The organism is Candidatus Peregrinibacteria bacterium (genome assembly GCA_030700255.1).
GTDB lineage: Bacteria > Patescibacteriota > Gracilibacteria > UBA1369 > JABINC01 > JABINC01.
This window is the reverse complement of the sequence record JAUYJN010000028.1, coordinates 1-14,729: the sequence shown is the minus strand read 5'-3', so window position 1 is coordinate 14,729 and position 14,729 is coordinate 1. Positions and strand designations below refer to the sequence as shown.

15 protein-coding genes are annotated in these 14,729 nt (G+C 39.5%); 7 read left to right on the top strand and 8 right to left on the bottom strand.

The window, feature by feature from the left end; all coding sequences use genetic code 11:
- Positions 1–30 precede the first annotated feature (30 nt).
- Complete coding sequence (locus Q8P68_03445) at positions 31–834, bottom strand: hypothetical protein (protein ID MDP4008220.1); 804 nt, start codon at positions 832–834, stop codon at positions 31–33.
- Positions 835–1,088: 254 nt separating this feature from the next.
- Here Q8P68_03445 and Q8P68_03440 point away from each other — a divergent pair, with 254 nt between their 5' ends.
- Positions 1,089–2,816, top strand: a complete 1,728-nt coding sequence (locus tag Q8P68_03440) for a hypothetical protein (GenBank protein MDP4008219.1) — start codon at positions 1,089–1,091, stop codon at positions 2,814–2,816.
- 47 nt (positions 2,817–2,863) lie between these two features.
- Here the strand turns inward: Q8P68_03440 and gmd are convergent, their stop codons facing one another.
- The gene (gene gmd / locus Q8P68_03435) at positions 2,864–3,883 is read right to left on the bottom strand and encodes a GDP-mannose 4,6-dehydratase (GenBank protein ID MDP4008218.1); all 1,020 of its coding nucleotides are present in this window, start codon (positions 3,881–3,883) and stop codon (positions 2,864–2,866) included.
- Between the two features lie 156 nt (positions 3,884–4,039).
- Here gmd and rfbC point away from each other — a divergent pair, with 156 nt between their 5' ends.
- Positions 4,040–4,642: a dTDP-4-dehydrorhamnose 3,5-epimerase gene (rfbC, locus tag Q8P68_03430; protein ID MDP4008217.1), complete on the top strand. Its 603-nt coding sequence runs from the start codon at positions 4,040–4,042 to the stop codon at positions 4,640–4,642.
- Positions 4,643–4,768: 126 nt separating this feature from the next.
- Here the strand turns inward: rfbC and Q8P68_03425 are convergent, their stop codons facing one another.
- The 4 genes from Q8P68_03425 to Q8P68_03410 all read right to left on the bottom strand — a co-directional run bounded on the left by Q8P68_03425 (position 4,769) and on the right by Q8P68_03410 (position 6,086).
- Complete coding sequence (locus tag Q8P68_03425; GenBank protein MDP4008216.1) at positions 4,769–5,155, bottom strand: hypothetical protein; 387 nt, start codon at positions 5,153–5,155, stop codon at positions 4,769–4,771.
- Complete coding sequence (locus Q8P68_03420; GenBank protein ID MDP4008215.1) at positions 5,142–5,339, bottom strand: DUF5678 domain-containing protein; 198 nt, start codon at positions 5,337–5,339, stop codon at positions 5,142–5,144. The genes Q8P68_03425 and Q8P68_03420 overlap by 14 nt, the downstream gene beginning before the upstream one ends.
- Positions 5,340–5,499: 160 nt before the next feature.
- Positions 5,500–5,880, bottom strand: a complete 381-nt coding sequence (locus Q8P68_03415; GenBank protein ID MDP4008214.1) for a hypothetical protein — start codon at positions 5,878–5,880, stop codon at positions 5,500–5,502.
- Positions 5,877–6,086, bottom strand: coding sequence for a hypothetical protein (locus Q8P68_03410; GenBank protein MDP4008213.1), 210 nt, complete (start codon positions 6,084–6,086; stop codon positions 5,877–5,879). Before Q8P68_03410 ends, Q8P68_03415 begins: the two co-directional genes overlap by 4 nt.
- Before the next feature lie 215 nt (positions 6,087–6,301).
- On the opposite strand from Q8P68_03410, the gene Q8P68_03405 reads away from it, so the two are divergent.
- The 4 genes from Q8P68_03405 to Q8P68_03390 all read left to right on the top strand — a co-directional run bounded on the left by Q8P68_03405 (position 6,302) and on the right by Q8P68_03390 (position 9,760).
- Complete coding sequence (locus Q8P68_03405; protein MDP4008212.1) at positions 6,302–6,595, top strand: type II toxin-antitoxin system prevent-host-death family antitoxin; 294 nt, start codon at positions 6,302–6,304, stop codon at positions 6,593–6,595.
- Positions 6,596–6,856: a type II toxin-antitoxin system RelE/ParE family toxin gene (locus Q8P68_03400; GenBank protein MDP4008211.1), complete on the top strand. Its 261-nt coding sequence runs from the start codon at positions 6,596–6,598 to the stop codon at positions 6,854–6,856. It begins immediately after the preceding gene.
- A gap of 701 nt (positions 6,857–7,557) precedes the next feature.
- Entirely contained in the window at positions 7,558–9,051 is a 1,494-nt protein-coding gene (lysS, locus tag Q8P68_03395) for a lysine--tRNA ligase (protein ID MDP4008210.1), read from the top strand.
- Positions 9,052–9,109: 58 nt separating this feature from the next.
- Positions 9,110–9,760 carry a hypothetical protein gene (locus Q8P68_03390; protein ID MDP4008209.1) on the top strand — a complete coding sequence of 217 codons (651 nt, stop codon included), beginning with the start codon at positions 9,110–9,112 and terminating at the stop codon, positions 9,758–9,760.
- Between the two features lie 7 nt (positions 9,761–9,767).
- On the opposite strand, the gene Q8P68_03385 is transcribed toward Q8P68_03390, so the two are convergent.
- Positions 9,768–11,732, bottom strand: a complete 1,965-nt coding sequence (locus Q8P68_03385) for an O-antigen ligase family protein (GenBank protein ID MDP4008208.1) — start codon at positions 11,730–11,732, stop codon at positions 9,768–9,770.
- An 89-nt stretch (positions 11,733–11,821) separates the two neighbouring features.
- Between Q8P68_03385 and guaA the strand changes: the two genes are divergently transcribed.
- A complete protein-coding gene (gene guaA, locus Q8P68_03380) occupies positions 11,822–13,654 on the top strand; it encodes a glutamine-hydrolyzing GMP synthase (protein MDP4008207.1) in 1,833 nt (610 codons plus the stop codon).
- Between the two features lie 10 nt (positions 13,655–13,664).
- Here the strand turns inward: guaA and Q8P68_03375 are convergent, their stop codons facing one another.
- Positions 13,665–14,324: a hypothetical protein gene (locus Q8P68_03375; protein MDP4008206.1), complete on the bottom strand. Its 660-nt coding sequence runs from the start codon at positions 14,322–14,324 to the stop codon at positions 13,665–13,667.
- Between the last annotated feature and the right edge of the window lie 405 nt (positions 14,325–14,729).

The following is a 14,729-nucleotide window of genomic DNA, read 5'->3' as shown; positions in this document are numbered from 1 at the left end:
CGGGATAAGGGAATTTTTTGCGGGCTGATGTTATGAATTTTCGAGTAAATAATGCATCATCTTTTGCTTCCTTTTTTTCGCCAATCCTCTGTGAACCCCCAGCTTGCCTTTCCAGTGTGCAAAGGAACCATCACAGCTGTTTGTTGTATTGGGGATTTTTAGCTCGTGGAAATCCAGATATGTAAAAAGATAAGGCAAATTGGTTTTAAGCGACCTGTAAGCGCTTTTTAGTCTCCTATGGGTAAAATGCCATCTTCTGGTAAGGGGATCAACGCTTTTTTCACCAAGGAAAGATTCCCATTTTTCATGCCACTTGTTTAGGTCGTCCGTAAAGGTTTTACGATCGGTTTCAGGAAGTGTTAATGCCAGTCTTCTTAATTCCTTCCCTGCTTCTAGTTTAGGCTTCTTTGAGAGGTAAATAGTAATTGTCTGCATCTGATGAAACTGACAATACTGAACGGGGACACCGGGGAATTTTCTCAAAAGCATATGTAAAACGCCTCTTTTCCCGTCTATGGTGAAAGAAGAAAAGACTGTACCTGCAAACTGTAGACCTGAAATCAGCTCTTCGTAATCATCCGCCTTTTCCGTTTCAACTTCTCTCCATAGCAGGTTTTTTCCGTTTGCTCGCAAGACCATTACTCCGTCACCTCTTTTAAAAAAAGTGGCATCCATAACCAAATTTACTGGTCTTTCAGAGACCTTAATTTCACCTGTAATTGGATAATGCCTATCAAAGTGCTTTCTCAATGTTTTCGGGCAAACTTGTAATTCTTTTCCTAATTCGTAAAGCGTTTGACGACCTGACGCATATTTACGATAAGCGGAATTCACCCATTTTTTGTTCTTTGTTTTTGTACCACCCCACCACCTGCCACAATCAATGCATTTATAGCACTGCTTACGGTTTCTTTTACCGTTCTTTTTAGTATTAAAACTGAGGCATTTTGGGCATTTTTTTTTGCATAACAAAAAATATTAAGGGTTAAGAGCTTACTCTAGCATAAAACTCAATATTTTAGCCCGCAAAATTTTCCCTTAAGCCGAATTTACTTACATCCGGATATTGGATTTTTTTAAATAAAAGAATGCCGAATTTAGAGAGGGATCTTATTTTATTTTTTGCTTTCGCTTTGAGTCTTACGACGATTTTTTTACTTTTGATTTTACCTAAATTTATTTTTAACTATTATCCTCTTTCATTGGCTTTTCTCGTATTGGGTTTTATCATAAGCCTTGTGTATACGGTACGTCATGTCGAGCTTTTAAAAATCAATTCACCTATTTTAAAAGAAAAAATCATCGATTATCGCTTATTATTGTTAGCGTGGATAGGCGTAATCGTTCTCATGGTGATTCCGGCAATTCACTATCCTTGGTATTTCGGTTATGGAGTTGATTGGGTTAACCATCTTGAAGTGATCCGTGAATACATTATAAAAAGCGGAGATATTTTCTATCCTGCAATTAACGTACACGCTTTTTTATCGATCTTAAATCTTTTGCATTTCCCTTATCCTGAGGTGTTCCAAATTGGCTCAGCGTACCTTCTCAGTTTATCGGTTTTCCCACTTTATTTTATTGCTAAATTGCTTTTGCCATATTCAAAGGCGGTGAATATCTCTTTACTGTTATGGCTTATTCTACCATATAATCATTTATTATATGGCGAATTTATTCCGAACGGGGCTTCCGTTTTTTTCTTTTTAACATTTTTTTTAGTCATTCTGATGATCTTGAAACGGCGCATTATCGAAAAAAACGAACATGTTGGATTTTTAACCGTTCTGGGTGGACTTTTTTTGGCGGGGGCGGTCTACAATCATCAGGTTTTTTTATATCCTTTTTTTTATATATACCTTTTTATTACAATTTTTTACTTTCTTGTATTCGGAAAAGTAAAGTACGTTACCATAGCTTATGCGAAAATCCTTGGTTTGGCTATTCTTATCTTACTTCCGTTTCTGGGTAAATTATACACCGGTTCGCAGGAGGTACTGAAAATACATAACGGAAAGGAGTCATCTTACATACTTTGGGATGTATTATCCATGATTCATAACAGTATGGGGCTGGCGACATTATTATTGGCTTTTTTGGGAACGTGTCTTTATTGTTTTCAAAATGCAGTGAAAAAGTCTCCCGAGGGTAAATTTAATACAATTGTTGTTTTTTCGCTTTTTGCCGGCAATTTGCTCGCGGTCAATGTTTACTTTGGTGGTAATCCGTTTTGGAGCGAGCGTAGCCTTTATTTATTTGAGATATTTGCCATACCGCCAATTACATACCTTATTTATGTGTGGATGATACGATGGCCATCGCAAATCCGGCATGTGTGTGTTTTTGTGCTTTTTATATTTATACTTGGCACTCGAATCGAATATAGTATCAGCATAGATCCGTTATGGTCCAAAGAACTGCAATCTTCAATTGAGTGGGCAAAAGTCAATAAGGCATTCGTTGAAGATAAATCAATATACTTAGTGTTCGGAGATCCTTCCATAAGCAGTGTAAATCACGTTTTTGAATTAGCTTTTCAGCACCATACGGATTTATCCGTTTTGCTTATTGGTAAAGATGAATACATCAATAATATCAAAATGAAACAGAACAAAGTATTGTTGGATAATAATTTTTACACCATTTCCATGGAAGGGAATAACCTTTACTTTGATTACAAAGTTGAAGCGATAAAATCCGGAGATGCTCTTTCTTTCAATGATTATCTTATCAGCAAGCCTAAATTGATATATACTCTCGACAGCATGTTAAGGAGATACTTTTTAGATCGGAGAGTTGATAATTATTCCCTATGAAAATAGCTTTTATACTTGGAACGTATACGCATGAATACATGCTACACTTATCGATTGAGTAAGTTTATATCATTTTTTACCATGATGTCAGCAAGTTCTATGACTCCAATTTTTGGCTCCCATCCAAGTATGTTTTTTGCTTTTGAGGCATTCCCGAGTAGCACATCAACTTCAGCCGGACGATAAAACTCAGGGTTCACTTGTATGAGCAATTTATCGCTTTTTTTATCGTAGCCTTTCTCCTTTAGAGCCGCGCCATCCCATCGGATATCAATGCCAATAACTTTATATGCGCTTTCAACAAAGTCTCTCACGGAAGTGGTTTTGCCGGTTGCAAGTACGAAAGTATCGGGCTTATCCGCTTGTAGCATGAGATACATGCCTTCTACATATTCTTTGGCATACCCCCAATCTCTGGATGCGTTCAAATTACCGAGTTCCAATATTTCAGTGCTACCGTTTGATACGTTCGCGACGTGACGTGTGATTTTTCTTGTGACAAATTGAGGGCCGCGCAATTCACTTTCATGATTGAAAAGTATGCCGGAGGTGGCGAATAGCCCGTAACTCTCACGATAATTTACAGTTAACCAATGAGCATATACTTTTGATACACCGTATGGGCTTCGAGGATAGAATGGAGTTTCTTCATTCTGCATCGGCTCTTTGATCTTACCAAACATTTCAGAAGTGGATGCTTGGTAGAATTTAGTTTGTGGTGAAAATGTTTTAATAATATCGAGAATATAGGCGACTCCAAGGCTGTTTATATTTGTGGTCAATATTGGTAATTCAAAACTTGATCCAACGAAACTTTGTGCAGCAAGATTATAGAACTCATCGGGCTTTATAGTTGTTATAATTTTGTATAAATTGCTGTATTCGATCAGATCGATTTCAATGAGCTTAACATCTTTATCAATCCCAAGGAATTCCAAATTGCGCATATTGGGAGTGCTTGCCCTTCTAACGCCTCCATATACTTCATACCCCTTTTCCAATAATAACTTCGCGAGAAATGGGCCATCTTGCCCAGTAATGCCTGTTATGAACGCTTTTTTTGCCACACTGTAGTATTAAAATATAAAGCCGGCGAATTGCCCACGAAAATTTAACAGATAATATTTGCCATTGGAAGCTAAAATATGACATATTACCATTTACACCGTGCCCGGCTAATCCAAACTTTGACTTTGGATTAGCCGGACATTACAATCCAAATCATGACAAATATAAAAGTCGAAGCCACATCACTGCAAAACGCCTATGTTTTGACTCCACAAGTTTTCGGAGACGAGCGCGGATATTTTCATGAAGTGTTTCATAAAGAAAAATTCGCTGAAATCGGGCTAGATGCGCAGTTCGTACAGGACAACCTTTCTTACTCCGAGAAGGGGATTTTGAGGGGACTTCATGCGCAGTGGAATCCACATCAGGGTAAATTGGTGAGAGCCGTAAAAGGTGCGATATATGATGTGATTGTAGATGTTAAGAGGGGTTCTCCGACCTTCGGGGAGTGGTTCGGCATTGAACTGAGTGACAAAAATCATAAAGCGCTTTGGCTTCCGGCCGGATTTGCGCATGGATTTGTCGTAACTTCCGAAAATGCCATCGTGGAATACAAATGCACCGGACTTTATAATCCTTCATGCGAAATCAGTATCATATACAACGACCCTGAAATCGGCATAAAATGGCCACTCTCAGATGTGCAATTGTCCGCAAAAGACAAATCTGGCATTACACTCGAAGAATGGTCGAAATCGCCGGAATTCGAACTGTACAATCACACCATGCCGATGACACGCCCCCTTGCGATTACTTGATGTTTCGATTTTTAAAGCTCTATTTCTTCGTAATCAGCCCAAACCCTTCCTACAACGTATGATGCGCCATCTTCCGATACCGCGAGTGAGCGAAATGCAAATTCCCACACTCCAAAGAATGGCAAACTACCGTTCCTCAAATACAACCTCCTGATCCTTTTCTTTAAATGTCACATCAAACCTGTCAAAAACACCGTTTCTTCCAAGTAGCCTTTCCACTTCTTCTTTTGCTATGAGTACGGGAATTTCAAAAGTATTATCGCAAAATTCAAGCATCATTTTTACTTTTTTCGTATGTAATATGGCCATATTTGCAACCTCTATCTTCACCTCTTCGCCTTTGATTTTACTATAATCAAGTCCAAGAAACATACCATCCGATCTGGATATAAGAGTAAAATCAGCACCACTATCTACCAAGAACTCAAAGTACCTCGGCTTTGTTCCCTTAAGCCATAGCCTGGCAGTTATCGTAGGTCTGTCGTTTCTATATTGAAATTTATGCCGCGAGATATTTGTGGTGGATACGAGATACTAAGAACTCCTTGTCATCTATATTCGGCATCTTTTTTTTAGCGTTGCTGTATGCACTCGTCGTTGTCTTACCGAGCGCAACAACTTTTCCATCCAGAGAAATCACAACCTTACCCGTGTGTTTTTGCTGTAGTGCAGCGGATATTTTCGGAGTTTTAACCATATACTTAATTAAATTCATCCTCAAACTACATCAAATGTTGATAAATGGCAATATTGACATGATATATTCAAATTAACTGGACACTATGTCCATACCAATCGCCGGACAATCGCACCATGCCGATGACACGCCCCCTTGCGATTACTTGACGTTTCGATTTTTAAAGCTCTATTTCTTCGTAATCACCTTTTTTGAGATCACTTAGAATCAAGTCAAGATTTTTTTCAAGCACTTTTCTGAATTTGGTATTCTGCACCGTCATATTGGCCCCAATCCGTTTATCATTCTTGTGCCTAATCATAATAAGGACTGATTTCTCATCTTTAACTTTTAATAAAAAGACCACTCTGCCGGCGCCATCAGAACTCGTTAAATAAACTTTGCTAAGAATGGTCCCCGAGATTTCCACTGTACTTTTTATGTTTTTCCCCAACCCTTGCAATGATTTTTTGGCGGCTATTTTAAGAATATCGAGATTAAAAATATCTCGAATGGGTTCCAATTCCATTTTTCCTATTAAAGCTGTAACGATAAGTTTCATATAAGCTCTTCGATTTTATCCATTTTCGCCTGAATATCCGATGTTACAATTACATCTTGAGGCTCCCCAATAATAATTTTGGGGGATTCGATGAAATTGATTAAAGCTGTTTTGATAATAAAAGTTAGTGGCACCCCAAGCTTCGCCGCCTGCTCGGTGGCTTTTCTTTTGATATCATCCTGAATGCGAATAGTTAAAGTTGACATATTTTTTATCGATTAAAACTCATGATTATTATAGCGTACTAACAATGTTAGTGCAACTGAATTTAGCTGAAGCCGTTCGCTCGCCTTCGGTGGGAACGACCAGTCTATACCTAGCTGGTTTTGTCCTGCAAATAAGGATTGATTGCTAATATCGTTCATGATATACTTTAATCGATTGAAATGAATTTTAATCAATCAAAATAACTTACCTGCATATGAATGCTATTACAATGTCTGCGAGTCAGGCGAAGCTGAAATTTGGCGCGATGATCCTCACTGTTCAGAGTGGCACACCTATTATTGTCGAGAAAAACGATGAGCCGGCTATTGTGTGTATTTCGATCGATGACTATGAGGATTACTTGGAATTGAATGACAAAGAGTTTCAAAAGAGTATTGGGAGGTCAAAACGAGAAATTGAAAGGGGCGAATACTACACAATGGATGACCTTTATGACATTCACAAAAAGACAATCCGGAAAGAGGCTAAAAATTCACATGCGAAGTAAATGATTTACAAGCTAATTTATTCAAAGCGGTTTACAAAAGATTTTAGCAAGCTTGACTCTATCGTTCAGTCGAGAATTTTGATTGCATTGGAACGTCTTCAGACTAATCCGTATGAAAATATAAAAAAATTAAAAGATATGGAAAACTGTGCATTCAGAAAAAGAGTTGGAGATTACCGTATTCGTTTTGATATATACGACGGCACGAAACAAATTTACCTTTACCATGTGCATCATCGAAAGGATGTGTACAAATCCTAAGAAACTCAATATACCGCTTCCAGGTAGCACTTCTCGCAATATACTTTTTCAGGACGGTCAGGCACGCATTCATCGTACTTTCTTGTCCATATGGTCTGAGGATTTCGCAGTGCGAGTCTTTCATAGCGTCGTTCATTCGCACTTTTGAGTGGAATTGGCAGGTGTGTTTTTCTGTAAAAATGTTCAGTTCTTCCACCTATTTGCTTTTTCTCCAAAAGAGTCCGGTTTTTTCACCGGTTTCCTGACTTTCAAAAGTGTTCGGACGAACACTTTTAGGTTTATTTAATGGCTCAAGGAAGCCATTTTGATTTCAAAAAAGTTGAGGAGGAAAAGATAGACTTCCCAGAGGATGAAGGGGAAGGTTGGTTTTAAGGACGAGCGGAATGATAAAGATCGCCTCCGCCTCAAAATTTTCCCCGGGGAAAAAGTGGTTAAGTTGGGCTTGGATAAGCCGTTTTAGTATTTTCTTGTTGGATTGTACTTTTAGGCGGGTGTGAACAAAATGGTTGCTACTTTTCAGAAAAACAAAGAAAGCAAATGATTGATTATTTCTTGGAAAATTTCTAGCAACTATTTTTTACCTATATCCCTAATGTTATTAGAAATTTAGTCAATAGCGGTTAACTATTTGCAATAATTTAGGCTTTTCGATAAAGTACCACATGATTTTGAAACGTTTTTTACTGATTAATTTAAAAAATATGTCTGATGTGATTTTTGAACAACGCAAAGCGAAGTTTGAGCTTTGGAAAGAGCTTGGATTTGATCCGTATGGGAAGTCTTTTGATAGGACGCATACTGCAATGCAAGCAAAGGAGGCGGTTGAAAAAAATGAGCCGCGGAACGCGGCTGAGGTTTTGGAGGGCCCAAAGAGTGAGGCGGCCGTGTGCGGCCGCCTCATGTCTCTTCGCGACATGGGCAAACTAACTTTCGGAGAAATCCGTGACGTAAGCGGAGATTTCCAAATTTGCATGTCAAAAGATTTGCTAGGTGATAAATATAAATTGCTTTTAAAAGCTCTCGATATGGGAGATTTTTGCGGATTCCGAGGTGAATTTTTTATCACAAAACACGGTGAACCAACTCTGTTTGCGACCGAGGTAACTCCACTCGCAAAATCACTCCGACCACTTCCTGAAAAATGGCATGGGCTGCAAGATCGCGAGGCTTGTTATAGAGAGAGAAATATCGACCTGATGACAAATCCTGACACATTTAATAGATTCAAAATTCGATCAAATACTGTTCGTGAGATTCGAGAATTTTTCCATGAAAAAGATTTTATGGAAGTAGAGACGCGCACCCTACAACCGCAAGCCGGAGGCGCTATGGCAAAAGTTTTCACAACTCATCACAATGCGCTAGATCATGATTTCGTACTTAGAATTGCAATCGAGCTAGATCTAAAAATGGCTTGTAGTGGCGGAGTTGAACGAATTTTTGAAATCGGAAAAAATTTCAGAAATGAAGGTACGGATCCTTCTCATTTGCAAGAGTTTACGATGCTCGAATGGTACTGCGCATACAAAGATATTGATACAAATATGGAATGGACTGAAGAATTAATCCGAAGAATTTGTGAAAAAGTAATTGGAACAACAAAAATAGAAGTTTTGGATAAAGATGAGAAACCTGTGACCGTTGATTTTGATAAAAAATTTGCAGTAGCACGCTTCCCAGATTTACTCAAAAAGCACGCTGGAATTGATATGTTTACAATAAGTGATGATGATCTACGTGCGAAAGCAAAAGAGCTTGGAATACATAACTTTGCAGACACCGGTCGCGCGAACTTGCTCGATGATATTTACAAAAAAACTGCTCGCCCACTACTTATCGAACCTACATTCTTGCTTGATTACCCTGAGGATTTGAAGCCGCTCGCACGCCCAAATGGAGACGGGACTGCTAGTTGTTTTCAGTTACTGGTTGCCGGATGGGAGGTCGTAAATTCATATGGAGAACTCATAAACCCACTAGTTCAAAGAGAATTACTTGAGCGACAAGCCGCCGCCAAAGGCGCCGGCGACAGTGAAGCTATGGAGGTCGATGAAGTGTTTCTCCGCGCTATGGAGACCGGATTTCCACCGATGACCGGATCCGGAATCGGGATCGATAGATTGGTTGCACTCCTAACAGGACAGCCAAATCTCCGAGATGTCGTACTATTCCCAACTATGAAGCCAAAAGAGTGAGCTTGACAAATACTCACTACAAAGCATAAACTTTATTCTTATCAAATAGAATAAAACTATGAGTCTTAAGCTTAAAACTACTCCAAGTGACGTGTCTAAACTGAATCGTTTTACGTCGAGCGGTCTTCCGACATGGCTTTACGCAAGAGCAAAACTTCACCAGCAGATGCATATTCTCGTTTCTGAAATAGATGGTGAATTTTATACTTACGGACTTTCAGAAACCGGAGGAGGCATATCAGATATAAAAATGTTCCTACTTAGAAATGTACTTGGTATTCGTAATGATAATTTAACAAAAATTATCGCCGCTTCAGAAAAATGCCCCGGCTTTATAAATAGATTTCAAATTCCAATTGAAACCTTGAGACCACTACTACCTAAGTTTGAAGATATATCTATCGAACCACTATTTACAATCACACATAGACCTGAGGCGGATGTCAGGGACGCCATCTCTACGACTCTTCATAATAAAGGTACCGATAAGCCACCAAAAAATCATAAGTCCGGACTTAGATGGAATGACCCGGCAAGAATTGCCGCAGAAAAAGCGGAGAAAGCTGCTGCTGAGCGACGAGCACAAAGAAATGCAGAGAATACTTCTAAAATCGGGCCTATATGCGCAAATGAAGGGATCCCCCCTTCTACCGATAAGCTCGCAGAGGCTTTTAAAGCCTTTGGCCTGCGAGGGAATAGAAACAAGTAAATATAGCCTATTTTAAAATCCTCCTTAACTCTGAAATATACTCCATCTCGTTATCTCGCTGTGTGTAATGGAGGTTTGCATTGTAGAGTGGAATGTATTCTTCGATAAGTGGCTGAACATTATCGCGAATCGCATTCAGTGTCGAAGTGTCATTTAGTTGCGCTGCAACTTTTGTATAGGCGGCATAATATCGGAATGTATTTTTTGGGTTAACTTCAGTTGCTTTTTTGAAATATTCTTTAGCAGTTTTTAGGTTGTTTTCAGCAAGTGAAATTTCTCCAAGTCGCCTGTATGTTTCGGCATCATATGAGTTGTATGATAATTGTTTTTGAAGAAGAATTTTGCGTATATCATTTTGTCCTATTTGGGCGAATGCATCATCGAGTCGAAGATAAGTGAAGCGTGGGAGAACCGGTTCATAATCAGCAATATCAATTAGAGCCTTTTCATCATTTGCATTTACCGATAGTAGTTTTTTGTAATCAAAACTATCCTTTGTGATGTGAATGCTTGAGCAAATCAGTGGTATAATGAGTAAAATTGCAAATATGAGTGTCAGCAGATCGCCTTTTGTAAATTTAGTTTTTTTAGATTTATTTTTTTGTGAAATTTCAGCCGCTAGCGCGGTTAGGATAAGCCAGAATATCAGGTAGTTATTGATGAAATTTAGATTGTGATCCACCATGGAATGGGTAAGGCCGCCGAAGGCGGCCGTCCAAGCAATTTTGCAAAATAACGATGAATCCTTTGAAAAAGGATTCGTTTTAACAAAAAGAATTAATAAGAAAACTATGAAGAGGGCTGCCGCAGGCAGCCCCCGCTCAACCGCGAGTTTCAAAAACAAATTATGTGGATGATCTGACAAAGCCAAAAATCCTTTTTGCACGTGTGGGTAAACAGACTTAAAACTCGCCGGCCCGAACCCAAAGATCGGCCGCTCATTTATCAATTCAACTGAGCCTGTGAAAAATTCAAACCTCTCCGTAAACGAAGCCGCTCCCTGAGCATCGCTAAAAGTCAACCGCTCCCGAACATCTATCATCTCCCATGATCTCCTCTTCGCCTGATCCAAACCATAAACAACGCCATAACCAATTGCGACAATGATAGCGACCGCACCTATGGTACGAAGCATTTTTTTACCTGAAATCGGCCATGCACTCATCCCAAAAAACAAAGCTAGTAACGCTAATTCAACTATAAATGCCAAATACCCGGCCCTAGAAAAAACAATCAAAAAACTCCCATACACAAACCCTGTCGCAAGCAATTTCAATATTGTCATCCCTATATAAGTACCTTCCAAATCATCCTTATACTTCTCAAAATTATTATGAAAAAACTGATAAAGCATAAATGGAAACGTCATCAAAAAGAACAATGCATAAGCATTTGGCCATGCGTCCGCCTTTATTTCAGGGTTATAAAAAAGTCCAAAAAATCTCATATGATCGGTATTCAAATATCCATAAACCCCACCAACCGCATTCACCAAAAGTAAAATCGTAAGTCCAAGTGGTAGGTGTTTTTTTAGTAAACTTTGATGCCCATCATTACAGCTCGAAAAATATAAAAACATAAGAGCTCCAATCATCAACATGTAAATTTCAGTAAATCCAAACGCCCTGACTTCACCGAACATAAAAGACAAACCCGATAAAGCAACGAATCCAAAAAGCAAAACACTCAACAAAAAATCAGGCCCCTTGAATTTCGCATCAACAGTACCCCTCCTCTTCCACCAACTAAAAAACCAACCCTTGATGCACCCGATTGTCAAAATCGCTATAACGCCCATAACCGGCAAAAACCTCTCCACCAAATCAAACTTATTTGCCTGCGGAAAAAACTGAATCCCAATAACCACAACAAAAACTGTCCACAAAAATATTGAATTATAATTCTTAATACATAATTTTGAGAACCCCTGTATTGGTTTGAATAGCTTTATCATCAGTGCGTATTCTACCATTTAAAATAGAGTTAACAAGTTACCCTTGTAATAAAAGCCGTATTTCTGCATATTTGCGTCAACAAAGATTTTTGTAATTTTTACTTTTTATGGCAATAGAGGGGCTCGACAAAATAGCAATTCTAGATTTTGGAAGTCAGTTTGCACATTTACTTACAAATCGTGTGAGGAGACTTAAGGTTTATTCTGAGATGCGAGACGCAGATACTGCGGCGAGCGAACTTAAAGATTACAAAGGAATTATAATTTCAGGAGGACCCGCCTCAGTCAATGATCCTACCTCGCCACAAATCGACCCTGCGATTTTTGAACTAGGCATACCTATCCTTGGAGTTTGCTATGGGCATCAACTTACTATGCGTACACTCGGTGGAAGAGTTCAAAAAGGTACGGTTGGAGAATACGGGCTCACGGAATTTACAGTAAAAAAAGCAGAGGGAGTTCTCAACAAACTTACTGAAGGAGAAACGTATCAAGTATATGCGAGTCACTTTGACACGGTGGCGGAATTACCGGAAGGATTCGAATCTATGGGCTCGACACCGGACGATGCCCTCTCTTCTACCGCAAATTTTGAAAGAAATATTTATACTGTTCAGTTCCACCCTGAAGTTACCCACTCCGAGTGTGGCATGCAGATCCTCGATGCATTTATCGATATCACAGGGGCAACAAGAGAATGGAGTATCGAGAAATTCATAGAAATGGAAATTGCTGCAATTACAGAAAAAGTGGGTGACAAAAAAGTATTTCTACTGATTTCCGGAGGTGTGGATTCTTCAGTGGCATACGCCCTACTCGCCAAAGCCATTGGGGCTGATCGCATCTATGCGATGTATGTAGATACAGGATTTATGCGAAAAAATGAAACAGAAGAGATTCAAAAATTCTTAGGAGAAGCCGGGGTAAAAGGACTTCATACCTACTCTGCCGCAGGCAAATATTTTGATGCTTTAAAAGAAGTATATGAGCCGGAAGCTAAACGAAAAATCATAGGAGATATGTTCTTGAAAATTCAACGTGAAGTTGCATCAAAGCTCGAGCTAAACCCTGAAGAATGGTTGCTTGGTCAGGGCACTATTTATCCGGATACTATAGAAAGTGGAGGTACGAAAAATGCAGATAAAATTAAAACTCATCACAATCGTGTCCCTGAAATCGAAGAACTGATTCGCCAAGGACGTATCATCGAACCGATAAAAGAACTATACAAAGATGAGGTTCGCATGGTCGGTCGCAAGCTCGGACTACCTGACAAAATGATCGACCGACATCCATTCCCGGGCCCCGGACTTGCCGTTAGATGTTTGTGTCTGGACAAGGCTGATGAAGTCCCAAATTCCGAAGCTCTTGAAAATAAAATCGACCTAGAATTTCCCGGTTTAAATCCAAAAATTCTACCGGTAAAAAGTGTTGGTGTTCAGGGTGACGAGAGGACATATAGACACCCTGTTGTGATCAATCCGGATGTCCATAGTTGGGATATGATTCGTTCTGTTTCGCCTAAATTAACTAATGCTTTTTCAGATATAAATAGAGTACTCGTAACGGTGGCGGTCAGTGTTGACATGGACATGCCTATAGATACTTTTTCCATTACCCCAAGCTACTTAACGCCACAGCGCACCCTCAAGCTTCAAGAGGCTGACAAGCTTGTCATGGACTTTGTCTACAGTGTCGATGTCGACAAAAAAGTATGGCAATGTCCGACAGTTTTACTGCCTTTAAGTGTCAACTCTGAAGGGCAAGAATCTATAGTGATAAGACCGGTCAGTTCGACCGAAGCGATGACTGCAAATTTCACAGAATTGCCATGGGAAAAAGTTCAAGAGTTGGCGCGGGAAATCCTGAAAATCGAAGGAATCTCAGCGGTGTTTTATGACGTAACAAATAAACCACCCGGAACTATTGAGTGGGAATAAACTAAATAATTTAACCTACAACCTTGTGCCTGAGAGTTCGTTTGATTTGAGTATTGTCGTCTTTTCCAACTATGATAAGGAAGGTGTTTTCTTCGTCGTTGTATGAGATCGAAACATCTACGAAATGAGTGGCGTCTGTTTCATCCATGATTTTGACTTTGTTTCCATCAAGATCGAAAAATTGTACTTTTTTAGGAAATTTGAAATCAATACGTTGCTTTGCTTCATCAAAAATGAATTCAACATCAAGGGTTTTAAATATTCTCGCTGCATCTTGATCAATATGTACATCTCCAAGTGTGAGCGGTTGAAATGAGTAATCTGTGTGTGCCAAAACATAATCGATAACCTCATCTATACTTTGGAATTCCATATCATCCGGGATATCGAAACCGAGGGCGCGAAGCTGCGCTTTTAAGTCCACAATAATAGCTCCGCCGGTTGTGTATTTATGTTCATCTTTTTTTACCTGCACGATAACTGCTGCAGCTTGCGCACCTTTTTTACGTGCATTTTCAGATGGAGATAAATTAAATGGAACCGCCTCCTTGCCATCTTGTGCTAACACCGCCTCGCGCGGCGCACCAATACCATCCGCAAAGCCGATAAGCCTTGCCTCAAGCTCGCTTTGAAATAAATCTCTATTATGTAATCCTTTTGAAAATTTCATGTTTGTTCAAATATATCTGAGAATTATAGCAGAATTTCAAAAATAAATCCAACATTCGATCTGAGCTTCACCATTTTTTGCGCCGGTGTTTCGCTCCCCGCCATTTTTCACCCACGACCTCCGTTATCCCCTCGCACCTCTTGACCTCCACTTCGCCACCACTTCGCCTACTTCCCCGAACCGCATCGGTGAGTGTGTCATAATAATTCACCAAAAATTCCGACCCATCAGCCCCCGCCATTCCAAACCCCGTGGGTGAGTGCGCGTATACCACGCAACATTTCCATTCTCGCGCAACTCGAAATGGTGATTTTTGGCTTATTACTCATGTTTTTTGCCTATTTTTGTCTGGCAATTTTGACGGATTTTTGTTAATATTTTCTTCTAATAATCCTTAAATATAAA

Coding starts and splice junctions, on each gene's coding strand:
- Q8P68_03440 (MDP4008219.1), top strand. CDS start 1,089: ATGCCGAATTTAGAGAGGGATCTTATTTTATTTTTTGCTTTCGCTTTG.
- rfbC (MDP4008217.1), top strand. CDS start 4,040: ATGACAAATATAAAAGTCGAAGCCACATCACTGCAAAACGCCTATGTT.
- Q8P68_03420 (MDP4008215.1), bottom strand. CDS start 5,339: ATGGTTAAAACTCCGAAAATATCCGCTGCACTACAGCAAAAACACACG.
- Q8P68_03415 (MDP4008214.1), bottom strand. CDS start 5,880: ATGAAACTTATCGTTACAGCTTTAATAGGAAAAATGGAATTGGAACCC.
- Q8P68_03410 (MDP4008213.1), bottom strand. CDS start 6,086: ATGTCAACTTTAACTATTCGCATTCAGGATGATATCAAAAGAAAAGCC.
- Q8P68_03405 (MDP4008212.1), top strand. CDS start 6,302: ATGAATGCTATTACAATGTCTGCGAGTCAGGCGAAGCTGAAATTTGGC.
- Q8P68_03400 (MDP4008211.1), top strand. CDS start 6,596: ATGATTTACAAGCTAATTTATTCAAAGCGGTTTACAAAAGATTTTAGC.
- lysS (MDP4008210.1), top strand. CDS start 7,558: ATGTCTGATGTGATTTTTGAACAACGCAAAGCGAAGTTTGAGCTTTGG.
- Q8P68_03390 (MDP4008209.1), top strand. CDS start 9,110: ATGAGTCTTAAGCTTAAAACTACTCCAAGTGACGTGTCTAAACTGAAT.
- Q8P68_03385 (MDP4008208.1), bottom strand. CDS start 11,732: ATGGTAGAATACGCACTGATGATAAAGCTATTCAAACCAATACAGGGG.
- guaA (MDP4008207.1), top strand. CDS start 11,822: ATGGCAATAGAGGGGCTCGACAAAATAGCAATTCTAGATTTTGGAAGT.
- Q8P68_03375 (MDP4008206.1), bottom strand. CDS start 14,324: ATGAAATTTTCAAAAGGATTACATAATAGAGATTTATTTCAAAGCGAG.